At 42.6% G+C, this 14,228-nt stretch carries 12 protein-coding genes; 10 read left to right on the top strand and 2 right to left on the bottom strand.

The window, feature by feature from the left end; genetic code table 11:
* Positions 1 to 103 precede the first annotated feature (103 nt).
* From VL121_RS07500 to VL121_RS07485, 4 genes are all read left to right on the top strand, one after another.
* Positions 104 to 811 (top strand): FadR/GntR family transcriptional regulator, encoded by a 708-nt coding sequence (locus VL121_RS07500; RefSeq protein ID WP_325403780.1) that lies wholly within the window; start codon positions 104 to 106, stop codon positions 809 to 811.
* Between the two features lie 78 nt (positions 812 to 889).
* Positions 890 to 1,975, top strand: a complete 1,086-nt coding sequence (locus VL121_RS07495) for a baeRF3 domain-containing protein (protein ID WP_325403778.1) — start codon at positions 890 to 892, stop codon at positions 1,973 to 1,975.
* 59 nt (positions 1,976 to 2,034) lie between these two features.
* Positions 2,035 to 2,874 (top strand): universal stress protein, encoded by an 840-nt coding sequence (locus VL121_RS07490; RefSeq protein WP_325403777.1) that lies wholly within the window; start codon positions 2,035 to 2,037, stop codon positions 2,872 to 2,874.
* Between the two features lie 147 nt (positions 2,875 to 3,021).
* Positions 3,022 to 4,032, top strand: coding sequence for a metal-dependent hydrolase (locus tag VL121_RS07485; RefSeq protein WP_325403775.1), 1,011 nt, complete (start codon positions 3,022 to 3,024; stop codon positions 4,030 to 4,032).
* A 514-nt stretch (positions 4,033 to 4,546) separates the two neighbouring features.
* Here VL121_RS07485 and VL121_RS07480 read toward each other — a convergent pair.
* Positions 4,547 to 6,811: an aconitate hydratase gene (locus VL121_RS07480; RefSeq protein ID WP_325403773.1), complete on the bottom strand. Its 2,265-nt coding sequence runs from the start codon at positions 6,809 to 6,811 to the stop codon at positions 4,547 to 4,549.
* 162 nt (positions 6,812 to 6,973) lie between these two features.
* On the opposite strand from VL121_RS07480, the gene VL121_RS07475 reads away from it, so the two are divergent.
* Complete coding sequence (locus tag VL121_RS07475; protein ID WP_325403771.1) at positions 6,974 to 7,195, top strand: PspC family transcriptional regulator; 222 nt, start codon at positions 6,974 to 6,976, stop codon at positions 7,193 to 7,195.
* Positions 7,196 to 7,892: 697 nt separating this feature from the next.
* On the opposite strand, the gene VL121_RS07470 is transcribed toward VL121_RS07475, so the two are convergent.
* Positions 7,893 to 8,351 carry an LEA/WHy family protein gene (locus tag VL121_RS07470; protein ID WP_325403769.1) on the bottom strand — a complete coding sequence of 153 codons (459 nt, stop codon included), beginning with the start codon at positions 8,349 to 8,351 and terminating at the stop codon, positions 7,893 to 7,895.
* Between the two features lie 293 nt (positions 8,352 to 8,644).
* Here VL121_RS07470 and VL121_RS07465 point away from each other — a divergent pair, with 293 nt between their 5' ends.
* The 5 genes from VL121_RS07465 to VL121_RS07445 all read left to right on the top strand — a co-directional run bounded on the left by VL121_RS07465 (position 8,645) and on the right by VL121_RS07445 (position 13,894).
* A complete protein-coding gene (locus VL121_RS07465) occupies positions 8,645 to 9,262 on the top strand; it encodes a WbqC family protein (protein WP_325403767.1) in 618 nt (205 codons plus the stop codon).
* 226 nt (positions 9,263 to 9,488) lie between these two features.
* Positions 9,489 to 10,361, top strand: coding sequence for an aldose 1-epimerase family protein (locus tag VL121_RS07460; RefSeq protein ID WP_325403765.1), 873 nt, complete (start codon positions 9,489 to 9,491; stop codon positions 10,359 to 10,361).
* A gap of 167 nt (positions 10,362 to 10,528) precedes the next feature.
* A complete protein-coding gene (gene lysA, locus VL121_RS07455; protein WP_325403763.1) occupies positions 10,529 to 11,746 on the top strand; it encodes a diaminopimelate decarboxylase in 1,218 nt (405 codons plus the stop codon).
* A 43-nt stretch (positions 11,747 to 11,789) separates the two neighbouring features.
* Positions 11,790 to 13,280, top strand: a complete 1,491-nt coding sequence (locus VL121_RS07450) for a TlpA family protein disulfide reductase (RefSeq protein ID WP_325403761.1) — start codon at positions 11,790 to 11,792, stop codon at positions 13,278 to 13,280.
* Between the two features lie 179 nt (positions 13,281 to 13,459).
* Complete coding sequence (locus tag VL121_RS07445) at positions 13,460 to 13,894, top strand: RrF2 family transcriptional regulator (protein ID WP_325403759.1); 435 nt, start codon at positions 13,460 to 13,462, stop codon at positions 13,892 to 13,894.
* The last annotated feature ends 334 nt before the right edge of the window (positions 13,895 to 14,228 follow it).

The raw sequence follows: 14,228 nt of genomic DNA, 5'->3' as shown, positions 1-14,228 counted from the left end.
TTTAGCGCTTTTTTTTGATATTATTTATGCGGGATGAAAAGAATTATGTACGATGGAGTGCAATTAACGAATACATTTGTTTTACTATTAAGTTATACATATTATGAGTGAAACCGCTGTAAAAGAAAGCTTTAAATTATTGGATACCAGCACTTTGGTAGACAGGGTAGAAGCTAATCTTGTTGAATTATTGCAGCAAAGAAAGCTGAAAGTCGGCGACTCTATACCAAAGGAGCTTGAACTGGCGGAAACATTGGGTGTTAGCCGTACTGTAATAAGAGAGGCATTGCTGCGATTGCGTATGATGGGATTAATAGAATCCAAAAAGAAGAAAGGAGCGGTTATTACCAGTCCGGACCTTTTTGGCATTATGAGTAAAAGCATGAACCCGCACGTGCTGGACCAGGAAACCCTGAAGGGGATATTTGAAATACGGCTGGTGCTTGAAATTGGTATGGCGGATTTTCTTTTTCAGCGTATCAGTGCTGATGATATCAGGGAATTGAAGAAAATTGTGAGCAGGGAGCCGCAGGTAACCGATCATCACTTATTTAATATACAGCATGAGATCGCTTTTCATGGAAAATTATATGAAATTACCGGTAATGAAACTTTGAAGAAATTCCAGAAAATGCTGCTGCCGGTTTTTGATTATGTTCACAAAAGCGGGCTGCTGAAAAAGCAATTACATCTCAAAACATTTGTTTCCCACAAAGGGCTGGTGGATATACTGGAAAAAGGTACGCCCGAATTGTTCCGCAACGCCATGCGTAATCATCTTGAAAATCATTTTGCCCGGATATTTGATTGAGTAAGCTCATAGCGACTGGTGATCAGCATCATTGTTAGCGTGTGTATGAAAGCGTATGTTTGAGACAAAGCCTTCATTATGCAAACTAAAATTTCTACATCCACTCCTGCGGTAGAGGAAAAAAAGCGGCATTGGCCGGCAGTTTCCATTATTATGCCCTTTGAGCCTGTTATACAGCGCAAGGCCGATTTACTGCAAAAACTCCAGAAGGCGATGAAGAAGGTGGAGTGGGAGATGGGAACCGGGTACGATGAAGACCTGGCGGATCTGGTGATGCTGAAATTGAAAACGGTTATCAAAAGCCTTAATTTCAGCACGTTTAAAAAAAGCATTGCCATTTACGTTTCACCTGTATTTGAAAAGGTAATGTATTTGAATATGCCGGTAAATGAAACCATTACTGTTAATGAATCTTTTGTAATAAGAGACATCGTTTACGCCAGAAAAAATATACCTGCCTATTTTGTGCTGGTGCTGGGTGAAAAATGGAGTACCTTATACGAAGGCAATATTGCCGGGCTTAATAAAATAAAATCCAACGGCGCGGGAAATATGCCCGGCTTTAAGCAAGCGGCAACAGGAGAAAGGGTTGCAGATGACAACGCTTTTTTTGTAAAGCAATTTCTGCAGCATACCGATGAAGGGCTTTCCATTATGTTATCGGCCATGCCAATGCCTGTGCTGGTAGTGGGTAATAAAAATGTGCTGGCGCATTTTAAATCTTTAACGGCAAACAGCAAAAGTATAGTAGAATGTATTGAAGGCAGCCATGGCAAAGCTACTGAAACGGCATTGTTTAATATTCTTCATCCTTATATTACAGACTGGGATAAGATAAAAATAAAGCATTTGTATCATCAGTTAGAAAAAGCCGCAACGGAAGGGAAATTAGTGAATGGCATAACGGCGGTACAGCAAAGCCTTTCACAGCACAGGGGCCGGCTGCTGGTTGTTGGAAAAAACTTAATGCACAACCCCGAAATGCGGGAAACAGATGAACTGGCCCCCGGAAGCCGGTTTAATAAATTTTCATGTGTAAAGCTTGTCATTGATGACCTTATAGAAAAAGTGCTGAACAATGGCGGTGATGTTGAAGTGGTGGATGATGATGTGCTGGGTGGTCAGCAAATTGTACTCGTGAAGGACAGGCACAACTATATGTGATCAGGTGTTGTTTTCAATCTTTTGCATTGCTATCATAATATTCATATCAATACCCCAGCATGAAAAAAATAATTGCAGCGTTTGACGGATTAAAATTTTCCAAAAGCACACGGGATTATGCCATTCAGATCGCTAAAGAAAACAATGCACACTTAGTGGGCGTTTTCCTGGATGATCCGTATTACCAGAGTTATAAAGTATACGATCTGATAGGTGAAGAAGGAGGGATTTCTCCTGAAAAGCAGGAAGCGCTCCTTGCGGCAGATGCCAAAACGAGGGATGAAGCGGTGGCCGGTTTTGAAGCGGCATGCGGGAAGGCGGGATTACAATACGCCGTTCGCCGCAATAAAGACATTGCCAGCCAGGGACTATTGCAGGAAAGCATTTATGCCGATATGATAGTAATCAGCGGCACTGAAACGTTTACCAATCGTAACGAACAGGCCCCCACCCGGTTTGTCAGGGATATTTTATCGGAGGTTCAATGCCCGGTGCTGGTAGTGCCTGCCCGGTATAAGCCTTTTAGTAAACTCGTTTTATTATTCGATGGTGAGCCTTCTTCTGTTCACGCCATTAAAATGTTCAGTTATATGCTGCCCGCCTTAAAAGCGCATCCTACCAAAGTGCTGTCGGTAAAGCCTGTAAACCAGTCGCTGCATTTACCCGACAATGCATTGATGAGGGAATTCATGAAAAGACATTTTCCCAAAGCGGCGTATAAAGTAATGAAGGGTATACCCGAAGCGGAGATCGTTAATTTTTTGAAAGCGGAAAAGCTGTCACCGCTTATAGTGCTGGGCGCTTACCGGAGGGGTATGGTATCGCGGTGGTTCAGGCCAAGCATGGCCGATGTGCTGATAAAAGAATTAAAGCTCCCCGTGTTTATTGCGCATAACTGAGGGGGGTAGTAGGTTACAGGTATCAGGTTGCAGGTTGTAAGGGTCATTCCTTGTAACATGCATTCTGCCCCTGCCGAAAACAGAACGGTAAGTAATACATTTGCAATGAATAGTGTATTTGTAATTATAAACCGGGCATAACCTGAAATGGATTCTGTTACGCATATAGCATTGGGCGCCTGTGTGGGTGAGGCTTTTTTTGGAAGGGGATTCGGTAAAAAAGCGATGTTATGGGGAGCACTGGCCCAAAGCGTTCCCGATATAGATTTTGTAGGCGCTTTTTGGTTAAGTACAGATGAAAACCTGCTTGCGCACAGGGGTTTTACACACTCTGTATTGTTTGCGCTACTTATATCGCCGGTATTGGCACTGGTGGCGGAAAAAATACACCGTCCGCAGCATATCCGCTTCAGTAAATGGTTGATTTTTTTTCTTACAGAAGTTTTATTGCATTTGTTGCTTGATGGTTTTAATAATTATGGCGTAGGCTGGCTGGAGCCTTTTAATCATCACCGGTTTTCATTTAATGCCATCTATGTTGCCGATCCGCTGTTCTCAATTTGGACAGGCATCGCTATTGTAATGTTATTCAGCCTGCACAGTTATCATCCGCGCCGCAGGTTTTGGTGGCGCTTCGGGGTGTTTCTTCCTTTCCTTTACCTTGGCTGGTGCACGGTAAATAAAATAAAGATCAACAACGATGTGAAAGATATTTTGCGGCAACAGCATATTGCCTATACCCGGTATTTTACCACGCCGGCGCCTTTTACCAACCTGCTTTGGTATGTGGTGGCGGGCAATGATACCGGCTACCATGTGGGATTTCGTTCGGTATTAGACACTAAAAAGCAAATAGATTTTTCGTATTTTCATCGTAACGACTCCTTATTACAGCCAGTTGCCGATCATGAAGAAGTGCAGCGCCTTATCCGTTTCTCACAGCAATTTTATACAGCAGAGTTATGGAGCGATACCCTGGTGTTTAATGACCTGCGGTTCGGACAAATGATGGGCTGGCGAAATCCAAAAGGAAAGTTTGTATTTCATTACATGCTTAATCATCCGGAAGATAATACGCTGGTAGTGCAGCGCGGCCGCTTCAGTGGCTGGAACGAAAACGTGCTTAAAGAATATATAAAAAAAATAGGAGGGAAGTGAGGGGGAGGTGGTAAGTAGTAAGTAATAAGTGGTAAGTGTTTTGTCCTGAATCCGGAAGGAAGCACATGGAAACAAATCACAGGAATCAAACTTGCCTAAAGGGCAGGCAGGCCTGTTCGCCGTGGGGGATAAAATTAAAACTACAAATTTCAAACCCGAAGCGAATGCAACCATAAACCGCAAACAGTAAACCACAAATGGAGAAATTCGAAGCCGGGAATCCGGAATCTGAGGAAGGCAGCCAGCTATGAGCAGAAAAGGAGTATTCATCCTATTATGAGTATTTACTATCTGATAGCCGATGGCTGATGGCTGACACCCAGGTATCTGTATGAAAAAGGCCTTCAGTTTTTAGCTGAAGACCTGTATGAAAGCGATGCTTTTTTAGTGCATGGTGTTTACTGCTACTTATACATTGGCGGGTAGATTCCGGTTTTCGGATTTCCGGCGGACAAAAAAAGACCTTTAGCTGTTGGGCTAAAGGTCAAATATATAGCATACAGGAATTCCTGCTTTATTTAGCAAACTGTTTCCTGATCACGTTCAGCGCGCCGCCTTCTTTAAACCACTGTATCTGCGGTTCGTTGTAGGTATGGTTAACCGTTATGTTATCGGTAGTGCCGTTGGCATGGTGCAGCACCAGGGTAAGTGGTTTGCCTGCAGCAAAGCTGGTTAAACCGGTAATATCAATGGCGTCATCTTCCTGTATCTTATCATAGTCTTCTTTATTGGCAAAGGTAAGCGCCAGCATGCCCTGCTTTTTCAGGTTGGTTTCATGAATACGGGCGAAGCTTCTTACTATGATAGCGCGAACGCCCAAGTGACGCGGTTCCATAGCCGCATGTTCCCTGCTTGACCCTTCACCATAGTTTTCATCACCCACTACTACACTTCCAATGCCTGCTGCTTTATACGCCCTTGCTGTGGCGGGAACAGGCCCGTATTGGCCGGTTAACTGGTTTTTTACCGTATCTGTTTTTTCGTTATAAAAATTAATAGCGCCTATGAGCATGTTGTTGCTGATATTATCTAAATGTCCCCTGAATTTTAACCAGGGCCCTGCCATTGAAATATGGTCGGTGGTACATTTGCCTTTAGCTTTAATGAGTAGTTTTAACCCTTTCAGGTCTGCTCCTTCCCATGCCGCAAAAGGGGCAAGCAACTGCAGGCGCTGTGAATCGGGTTTTACCACTACCTCCACCTTGCTGCCGTCTTTGGCAGGCGCTTCATAACCGGGATCGTCTACAGAAAAACCTTTGGGGGGCAGTTCTAATCCTGTGGGTTCATCAAGCATTACTTCTTCGCCATTTTCATTTTTGAGTGTATCTTTTAACGGGTTAAAAGTAAGATTGCCCGCAATGGCAAATGCCGTAACAATTTCAGGAGAGGCAACAAAAGCGTGTGTACTGGACAATCCATCGTTGCGTTTGGCAAAGTTGCGGTTAAAGGAAGTGATGATGGAGTTTTTGCGGTTAGGGTCGTCAATATGCCTTGCCCATTGCCCGATGCATGGACCGCAGGCATTGGCCAGCACTACGCCGCCAATCTGGTCGAAGGTAGCTAAGAAACCATCTTTTTCAATGGTGTAACGAACCATTTCACTACCCGGTGTAATGGTAAATTCGGCCTTTGTTTTTAATTTTTTATCAATGGCCTGCTGGGCAAGGGAAGCGGAACGGCTGATGTCTTCATAAGAAGAGTTGGTGCAGGAACCAATGAGCGCCACTTCTAATTTTTCGGGCCACTGGTTGGCTTTTACCGCTTCGCCAAATTTACTGATGGGCCATGCCAGGTCGGGTGTAAAAGGACCGTTTACATAAGGCTCCAGTTCATCAAGATTGATTTCGAGCAACTGGTCGTAATATTTTTCCGGGTTGGCATACACTTCCGGGTCGGGACGCAAATGTTCTTTAATGCCATCTGCCAGCGCCGCCACTTCTTCGCGTTCTGTGGCTTTAAGGTAGGCAGCCATTTTTTCATCGTAGGTAAAAACAGAACAGGTAGCGCCAATTTCGGCGCCCATATTACATATAGTGCCTTTGCCGGTAGCGCTAAGGCTTTCTGCGCCTTCGCCAAAATATTCCACAATAGCACCTGTACCGCCTTTTACGGTAAGAATGCCCGCTACCTTCAGTATAACATCTTTTGGAGAAGCCCATCCGCTTAATTTCCCTGTGAGCTTTATGCCAATGAGCTTAGGCATTTTCAGTTCCCATGCCAGTCCGGCCATCACATCCACCGCATCGGCGCCGCCAACGCCAATGGCTACCATGCCCAACCCGCCGGCATTAGGTGTATGCGAATCGGTTCCGATCATCATACCACCCGGAAAGGCATAATTTTCGAGTACTACCTGGTGAATGATACCTGCACCGGCTTTCCAGAAGCCAATGCCATATTTATTGGAAGTGGAGGCAAGAAAATCGTATACTTCTTTGTTTACATCCACCGCGGTTTTTAAATCCTGTACGGCGCCCACTTTGGCCTGTATCAGGTGGTCGCAATGAACGGTAGAGGGAACTGCAACGGTGCTTCTGCCGCAGGTCATAAACTGCAGCAGGGCCATTTGCGCAGTGGCGTCCTGCATGGCTACCCGGTCGGGTGCAAAATCAACATAATCTTTTCCTCTTGTATATGCACGAACAGGTGGCTCATAAAGATGGGCGTATAATATTTTTTCTGCCAGTGTAAGGGGTGTTCCGGTAAGTTTGCGCGCCGCTTCAATTTTAACGGGCATACCAGCATAGGTTTTTTTAATAAGATCGAGATCAAAAATCATATGTAGCTATTTTTTAGATGGTTGACGTGTTTGTAGTCTGCATAAAATATACAAGGAAGTATATGAATGACTATCAAAAAGTTGGGCAAAATTATCGAAAAAAGGTCAGTTTCATAACAAGGCATTTGCATTACCGTTATTTATTTTTTATAATTTAGCAGTATGAATAAGTTCAAGCACTTTATTGAATGGCAGGTGTTTGGGGTTTGCTCCTATATTGGTGAAAAAATAGGAATAGCCAATACCACCATCCGCAAGCACTTTATTTATATTTCCCTTCTTACCATGGGGTCGCCCATTATTATATATATGTTCCTGGCCTTTTGGGTTAATATCCGGAACTATATATGGAACCGTCGCAGAAATCCGCTGAAGAACAGTTAGATCGTTAGTATTTTGGGAGACAGGGTCCCGGAAGAATACATATGACATGCGTCTGTCCTAAAAGAGCTGATATAGCAGATATACCACTAAGACTCAAATACTCAAAGCCCTGGTCTTTAGGTTTTATTTTCTTCGTTCTTAAACTTCGTGGCAAAATATTGCTTTTTAAACGGCCCCATAGCGGCCGGCTGCTGTTGACATATGTTAATGATTAGCAGTAGAGTGCTATGGTTATTTCAAATTCGGGAAAGAAAAGATACCGGGAACGCACACCTGCTTTTATAGTAGTGCAAACGTTTGAAAGATATAGTGTTACGTAGATATACTTAGTATTTTAAGCAATTTATTCCGGTTATTCAAAAAAGGCAGCGCAGAATGCAATTTATATGCAGTACTGCGTTATATAGCTGATCTGATAAATTTAAATATAGCTAACCCCATTAAACGCTTATAAACCTTATCAATGAAATAGAAACAACTTATGCTATGAAAAACCATCCAGATCCAATGTAAAAACCAAAAGATCCAATCGTCCGATGTAAAAACCAAAAATCCAAACGTCCACCATGAAAAACCAAAAAGTTCAGGATCCGATGTAAAAACCAAATCCAGTTATCCCTTGAACAAACATCCTATGAAAGCTCCTGATCCTCTATCCTAATGATTCGGGAGCTTTTCTTTTTCTTTCCGCACTTCTTCAAAACAAGTTCAATCTTTCTTTCTGTTCGTAGCGTACCGGCCGGGTTATAAAAACCCCCGATTTTCCTATTCTTATTTTTCCTTCTATACGCAGCAAAACAGAATCTTTCATGGCCAGCGACAACGCGTTGCCTATTACATTATTGATGTCTACCTGCACGTCAACCGGAATTTGAAAAGTATCCAGCTTGCTGATGTAAATGGTGGAGTCGAGTTCCGTATGGCCGAGCAGCCGGTTATCTACAAAAATATCCAGGTTCCCCGATTTGAAAACGAGGTTGGATTTATTGGGATTATACAACCGCACGTTGGCAGAGAGGGTGGTATTGGTTAAGCTTTTTCCACTAACCTGCACATCAGCTACATCAATATATTCCGGGGCTGTAAGTTGCCGGCAGGAGATGAGTACTACTGCCAGTACCAGGCATGTAAGGGGTGATCTTAATTTTTTATTCATATATAATAATAGGGTGCAAGATAAGCGGTTGTACACAAGTTGTATAAAAAATAGCGTTAAACAATCCCAAATGACCGGCTAAAAATATTAGTTTTACGACCTGAAATTTTGTCAAATATGTATTTTTTTATTATCTAATATTTTTAGTTAAATATTATTGTTATAAATAATTGTATATCATATTATTGAATGCTAATAACTAATATTAAAGTATCAATAAAATAGCGCTAAATACAACCCTTTTTCAGCCTTTTTCAATTTCTGGCTCAAAATCATGTTTAAAATTTATTATAATGACATTAATAATTGGTTTACAATATTTTGCATCAATTATTGAATATAAAAATTCAATACAATTCATGCATTTTAAAATTGAGCAATATGAACGATGGCAAAAAACCAGTTTTCGTAACCGCTGTATTATTGCCGGAGCCAATGGATTGATTAATCTGAGCATTCCGGTGGAAGGTGGCAGGCATTCGGACAAGCTGATACGGGAGGTAAGAATTGACAACAGCCATCGCTGGCAAATGCTCCATTGGCGGTCGGTGGTTTCGGCATACAACCGCTCTCCCTGGTTTGAATACTATAAAGATGAGATGGCAGGTTTTTATTATACGAAGTACGACTGGTTGTGGGACTGGAATTTTGCACTTTTGCAATGGACGATTAAAAAGCTGGGGGTGGAAGTGAAAGTTGATTTTACGGAAAGCTGGAAAAAAGATTATTCCCCCGAAGCGTACCCCGACATGCGCTACCGGGTACTGCCCAAAAACTTTACTTCCTTTGCCGGCGACTGCCCGGTATATCAACAGGTTTTTGAAGATCGGCTGGGCTTTGTTCCTAACCTCAGCATTATTGATCTGCTGTTTTGCGAAGGTCCTGATGCCGTTAACCTGCTGCGACAATAATCCGCTTTACCGGATTTTTGGTATTTTGATAATGATTTTTTGAAAACGGGTGCTGCTGCGCAGCGATACAAACCCCGAACGGAGCGTCGCAACATCAGCCGTATAGTGCGGAGGAGCCGGCAAAATAAAAATATGTTTTTTCGCCTGTGGCAATGGGGAAACTGCGGAACTTTAGGTTCCGGTGCCGCCGGCTGTTTTATATATTGTGATAAAAATAATGACTGATATGTTTATTCTCCAGAATGATATGCTGCGTATTACGGTTAAGGAAAAAGGCGCTGAATTGGTGAGCCTGTACCATAAAAAGGACGCTATAGAATATATATGGAGCGGCAACCCGGCTTTTTGGGCGAAGCATTCCCCGGTTTTGTTTCCTATAGTGGGCGCCCTGAAAAACGATACCTACTATTATAATAATAAGTTGTACCATTTGAGCAGGCACGGTTTTGCCAGGGACAGGCAGTTTACCCTGAGCGCAGCCACTGCATCCGAATTGTGTTTTACCCTGGAAAGCGATGCCGGAACCCTGCAGCAGTTTCCTTTTGAATTTAAGTTGGATATGATATACCGTTTGCAGCAAAACGGGCTAACGGTTATGTACAGGGTAACAAATACCGGTAGCGGCAATATGTATTTCTCCGTAGGCGGTCACCCGGCTTTTAGCGTGCCTTTTGTTGAGGGAACGGATTACAATGACTATTATCTGGAGTTTAATGAACCTGAACTTGCCGGCAGATGGCCCATTTCGGCCAACGGATTGATTGAAAACGATTCAGCGCCATTGCTGGTAAATACCCAAAAGCTTCCGCTGCGTAAGGAATTGTTTTACAGGGACGCGCTTGTTTTTAAAAACCTCCGGTCGCGTAAAGTGCGTTTGCTCAGCAACAGGCATAATAAAGGTATAGCGTTTGATTTTGCAGGATTCCCCTACCTGGGTATATGGGCGGCAAAAGATGCGGATTTTGTTTGTATAGAACCCTGGTGTGGTATTGCAGATCCGGTAACCAGCAACCAGCAGTTACCAGACAAGGAGGGGATCAACCGGTTGGCGCCGCAGGCGGTTTTTGAAAGGAGTTGGGGTGTTGGATTTGAGATTTGAGATTTTAAATTTGAGATGCGAATACAGTTTAGCGCTTGTAGCCGGAACTGGTGTGGTTGAGCGGGGATTGGCTGAGCTTTAAATTTCAAATTTTAGATTTCAAATCTATTTCCCGCTTTAGCGCTATTGCTGTAATTTCGCGGGCAAAAATATTTTTCACCCTTATTATGCCGCAGGTTTTATCGCATCAGCAACTATTGGAAATAGCAGGCCAATTTGGTACGCCTTTATATATATATCACGCCGAAAGAATGACGGAGCAATACCGGCGTTTGCAGGCAGCTTTTAAGGAAACGGATGCTACCTTTTTCTATGCCTGCAAGGCTCTTACCAATATTAATGTGCTCAAACACATCAAAAGCATAGGCTGCAATGCCGACTGCAGCTCTATTAATGAAGTAAAACTGGCCTTGATGGCCGGTTTTGAACCCGCGAAGGTTTTGTACACTTCTAATAATATAGCCTTTAGTGAAATTGAAGCCGCGGTGTTGCTGGGGGTGCATGTTAATATAGACAGCCTGTCGAACCTCCGGAAGTTTGGGGAGCAATACGGGCATAGTTACCCGGTGGGCATCCGCTTGCGGCCCAATATTATGGCCGGGGGCAATCTTAAAATATCCACAGGGCATAATAAAAGCAAGTTTGGTATACCGGTTGAGGATATGGATAAGGTGCTGGATATTATGAAGGAAAAGAACCTGCATATCCGTACCCTGCATATCCATACCGGCAGCGAAATTAAAGATGTGGAGGTTTTTGCCAAAGGCATAGAAGTATTGTTTGACCTTATTAAGCATTTTCCTGAACTGGAGGTAATTGATTTGGGTGGCGGATTTAAAGTGCCTTATACGCCGGGAGAAGAAGGAACCGATATTGAGCTGCTGGGTAAAAGAGTAAAAGCGGAATTTGAAACTATTGCAAAAATATATGGCCGCAGGCTGCAGGTATGGTTTGAGCCGGGCAAATTTTTAGTGAGTGAAGCGGGCTATTTTATAGTGCAGGTAAATGTATTAAAACAATCAGGAGATACCTGTTTTGCGGGGGTGAACAGCGGGCTTAATCATTTGATCCGCCCGATGTTTTACGGTTCTTACCACCATATAGAAAATATATCCAATACCGCTGGCGCGCTGCAACCTTACCATGTAGTGGGTAATATATGTGAAACGGATACTTTTGCGGAAGACCGTATGATTGCGGAGATACGGGAAGATGACTACCTGGTATTTTATAATGCGGGCGCTTATGGTTTTGAAATGGCCTCTAATTATAATTCGCGGTTTAAGCCGGCGGAAGTACTGGTGAAAAATAATAAAGCCCGGCTGGTAAGGCGGCACGACACTATGGAAGATATATTAGCTACTCAGGTAATTCTGGAAGATTAATGTATCTTCCGGGTTACGGTCAACCCTGTAATATTTGTTTGTAATGAAGCGTTTCTTCTTTCTGTTCCTGTTCTTATGTGTATTAGCCCCGGTAGTTGCCAGAGAAGTTGCCGCTACTATTGCCCTGGAAGTAAAAAATGGAAGGAAGACTGTTATTGCTTTTACCCTTCCGGTAAATCATACTGTTTTTTGGGGGGCAGTTAAGGAAGATACTTTACATAACGGCAATTATAATATTACGCTAACGCAAACACAAACCGGTTTTGTGGATATCCGGGTAATGGATTTCAGCATTCGTTTATTTGTGCAGCCGGGCGATGATCTTCGGCTATATATTGATGAAAGTAACACCGAAAAACCACTGCGCATTGAAGGCAATAATAATGCCGGGCAGGAAATGTTTACCTCCATGGAGCTTCCTTACCCGGGGAACATGGTTGCCCGTTATAAAAAAGACAGCACAGCGGCTTTGCTTGAAAAGCATATGGAAGCGGATAAAAAAGTGCGGCTGAATATTTTCAGGATTCTGTATAGTGAAAAGAAGATAGATAAGGCCTTCATGGATTTCATGCAAATGAACTTAGATTATTATCATGCTTCCATTACTTCGGAGGTTATATCCGGGAAATTTGCATTAACCCAGCTTCCGAAAGATCATCCCCAGTTTAAACCTTTATTTCCTGCCGATTTTGCCGTGTTATGGGAGAAGTTGTACAAGCAATACCCGGTTAACAATGTGGCGGCGCTGCAAACCTTCGGATATAATGGCGGCTTTAATTTGTATGCGGGCAATTATATAAACGGGTATATTCAATGGATCAGAAACAATAGTAAAGCGGTAACCGCTCCAGGATGGGCTTCCGGAATGAGAGAAACCTTTCAAACCATACAAAGCAATCTTTCGCCTGATGTGGCCGAATATATGGAGGCAGAAATATTATTTACGGAGATGAGCAGGGAAAAGAACTATACAGAACTGCTGAAATTTTCGGCCGATTATAAAAGGCGCTATCCGCAAAGCTATTACACCGCTTATCTTGATCCGTTAATAAAGAAAGCGGATGCCTATTACGCTAAAGTAAAGGGCGATTTTACAACGGAACAAAAACTGATACCGGGCTATGCCGCTATAGATTCTTTTAAGCAACTGATGACCCCTTTTTTGGGCAAGGTTGTTTTTATTGAATTTTGGGCAAGCTGGTGCATTACCTGTAAAGACCAGTTTGATCATGAAAACGACCTGGACAGGTTTCTAAAATCAAAGGGTGTAGAACATCTTTTTATTTCTGTTGACAAACAATTACACGAAACAGAATGGAAAGAGCTGATCAAATATTTTAATCTTCGCGGCAGCCATATCAGGGCCAATGAAAAATTATTGAAAGATTTATCCCGTATCTTCTGGCAGGGCAGGGGGTATGCCCTTCCATTGTATGTAGTGATAAGCCGCTCCGGCTATATCGTTGAATTTGACGCCTACCGTCCTTCCGAAAAAAAGAAATTATACGGGCAGATAGAGAAGTATGTGGAGTAGGATGCATACAGAATAACAGACACTATACCCCATCCCTCTGTTTTTTTTACTGTTGACTGCAACTTTAAAAGATCAATCACGATAGAATGTGATGCGGGTCCTTATTCCGGTAAAATAGTTTACGATAATTTTGTCCGGAATTAAAATTTTTCCTAACTTTTCAATTCAAACATAGAATTTTGTTTTCAAAAGCATGCAAATATGGCATTAAGGCAATCATTTATATTGCCACTCAGTCTTTGGAAGGTAAGCGCGTTAAAATAAATGATGTGGTTGACAACTGTGGGTCACCTGAAGCCTTTACTGGAAAAATACTGGGGTCACTGGTAAAATACGATATTGTACATTCTCACACAGGTCCGAATGGTGGATTTCAAATTGAAAGTAAAAAACTGAAGAGAATAAAAGTGAGTGATATTGTTTTGGCAATTGACGGCGCTTCCGTTTACAATGAATGCAGTTTAGGTTTCGGAATATGCAGCAATGACCGGCCCTGTCCGATGCACACGAGCTTCGTTAAAATAAAAAATGAATTAAGGCGAACACTGGAAACCACCACGATATATGACCTTGCGGTTGGATGTAAGAATGGGCTATTGTTTTTGACCGGATAAAAAAATTGATTTTATTTACGACATTTTTGTCGTAAATAGGTAAAGTATCAACCGATGTTATTTGCATAAGACGGAAAATGGCAGGAAATGAGTAGATGTAACTTGTGAAACTGGGACGCTTATTCATTATACAATTACTTTCCTATCGGTAAGAGATCACCAGAACAGTCAATGATTCTTCGTGTAGTTCGTTTCATTGTTGAAAATGATATAACATAAAATGGACTGTACCCGAAATGAACGGGCCCCCGTTTGAGAAAAGTTTTCCGTACTTGTATTATTCGGGCATGCCCGTACCGGATGAGTTGAATTCTTTTGCCGCTTTGGTTGAGCG

Origin of the sequence: Agriterribacter sp. (assembly GCF_035497235.1) — a bacterium.
Lineage (GTDB): Bacteria > Bacteroidota > Bacteroidia > Chitinophagales > Chitinophagaceae > Agriterribacter.
The sequence above is the reverse complement of the archived record's forward strand: the minus strand, read 5'-3'. Positions and strand labels throughout refer to the sequence as shown.

Excerpts from the sequence above, each read along its gene's own strand:
- VL121_RS07500 (WP_325403780.1), top strand. The coding sequence starts at position 104 with ATGAGTGAAACCGCTGTAAAAGAAAGCTTTAAATTATTGGATACCAGC.
- VL121_RS07495 (WP_325403778.1), top strand. The coding sequence starts at position 890 with ATGCAAACTAAAATTTCTACATCCACTCCTGCGGTAGAGGAAAAAAAG.
- VL121_RS07490 (WP_325403777.1), top strand. The coding sequence starts at position 2,035 with ATGAAAAAAATAATTGCAGCGTTTGACGGATTAAAATTTTCCAAAAGC.
- VL121_RS07485 (WP_325403775.1), top strand. The coding sequence starts at position 3,022 with ATGGATTCTGTTACGCATATAGCATTGGGCGCCTGTGTGGGTGAGGCT.
- VL121_RS07480 (WP_325403773.1), bottom strand. The coding sequence starts at position 6,811 with ATGATTTTTGATCTCGATCTTATTAAAAAAACCTATGCTGGTATGCCC.
- VL121_RS07475 (WP_325403771.1), top strand. The coding sequence starts at position 6,974 with ATGAATAAGTTCAAGCACTTTATTGAATGGCAGGTGTTTGGGGTTTGC.
- VL121_RS07470 (WP_325403769.1), bottom strand. The coding sequence starts at position 8,351 with ATGAATAAAAAATTAAGATCACCCCTTACATGCCTGGTACTGGCAGTA.
- VL121_RS07465 (WP_325403767.1), top strand. The coding sequence starts at position 8,645 with ATGACATTAATAATTGGTTTACAATATTTTGCATCAATTATTGAATAT.
- VL121_RS07460 (WP_325403765.1), top strand. The coding sequence starts at position 9,489 with ATGTTTATTCTCCAGAATGATATGCTGCGTATTACGGTTAAGGAAAAA.
- lysA (WP_325403763.1), top strand. The coding sequence starts at position 10,529 with ATGCCGCAGGTTTTATCGCATCAGCAACTATTGGAAATAGCAGGCCAA.
- VL121_RS07450 (WP_325403761.1), top strand. The coding sequence starts at position 11,790 with ATGAAGCGTTTCTTCTTTCTGTTCCTGTTCTTATGTGTATTAGCCCCG.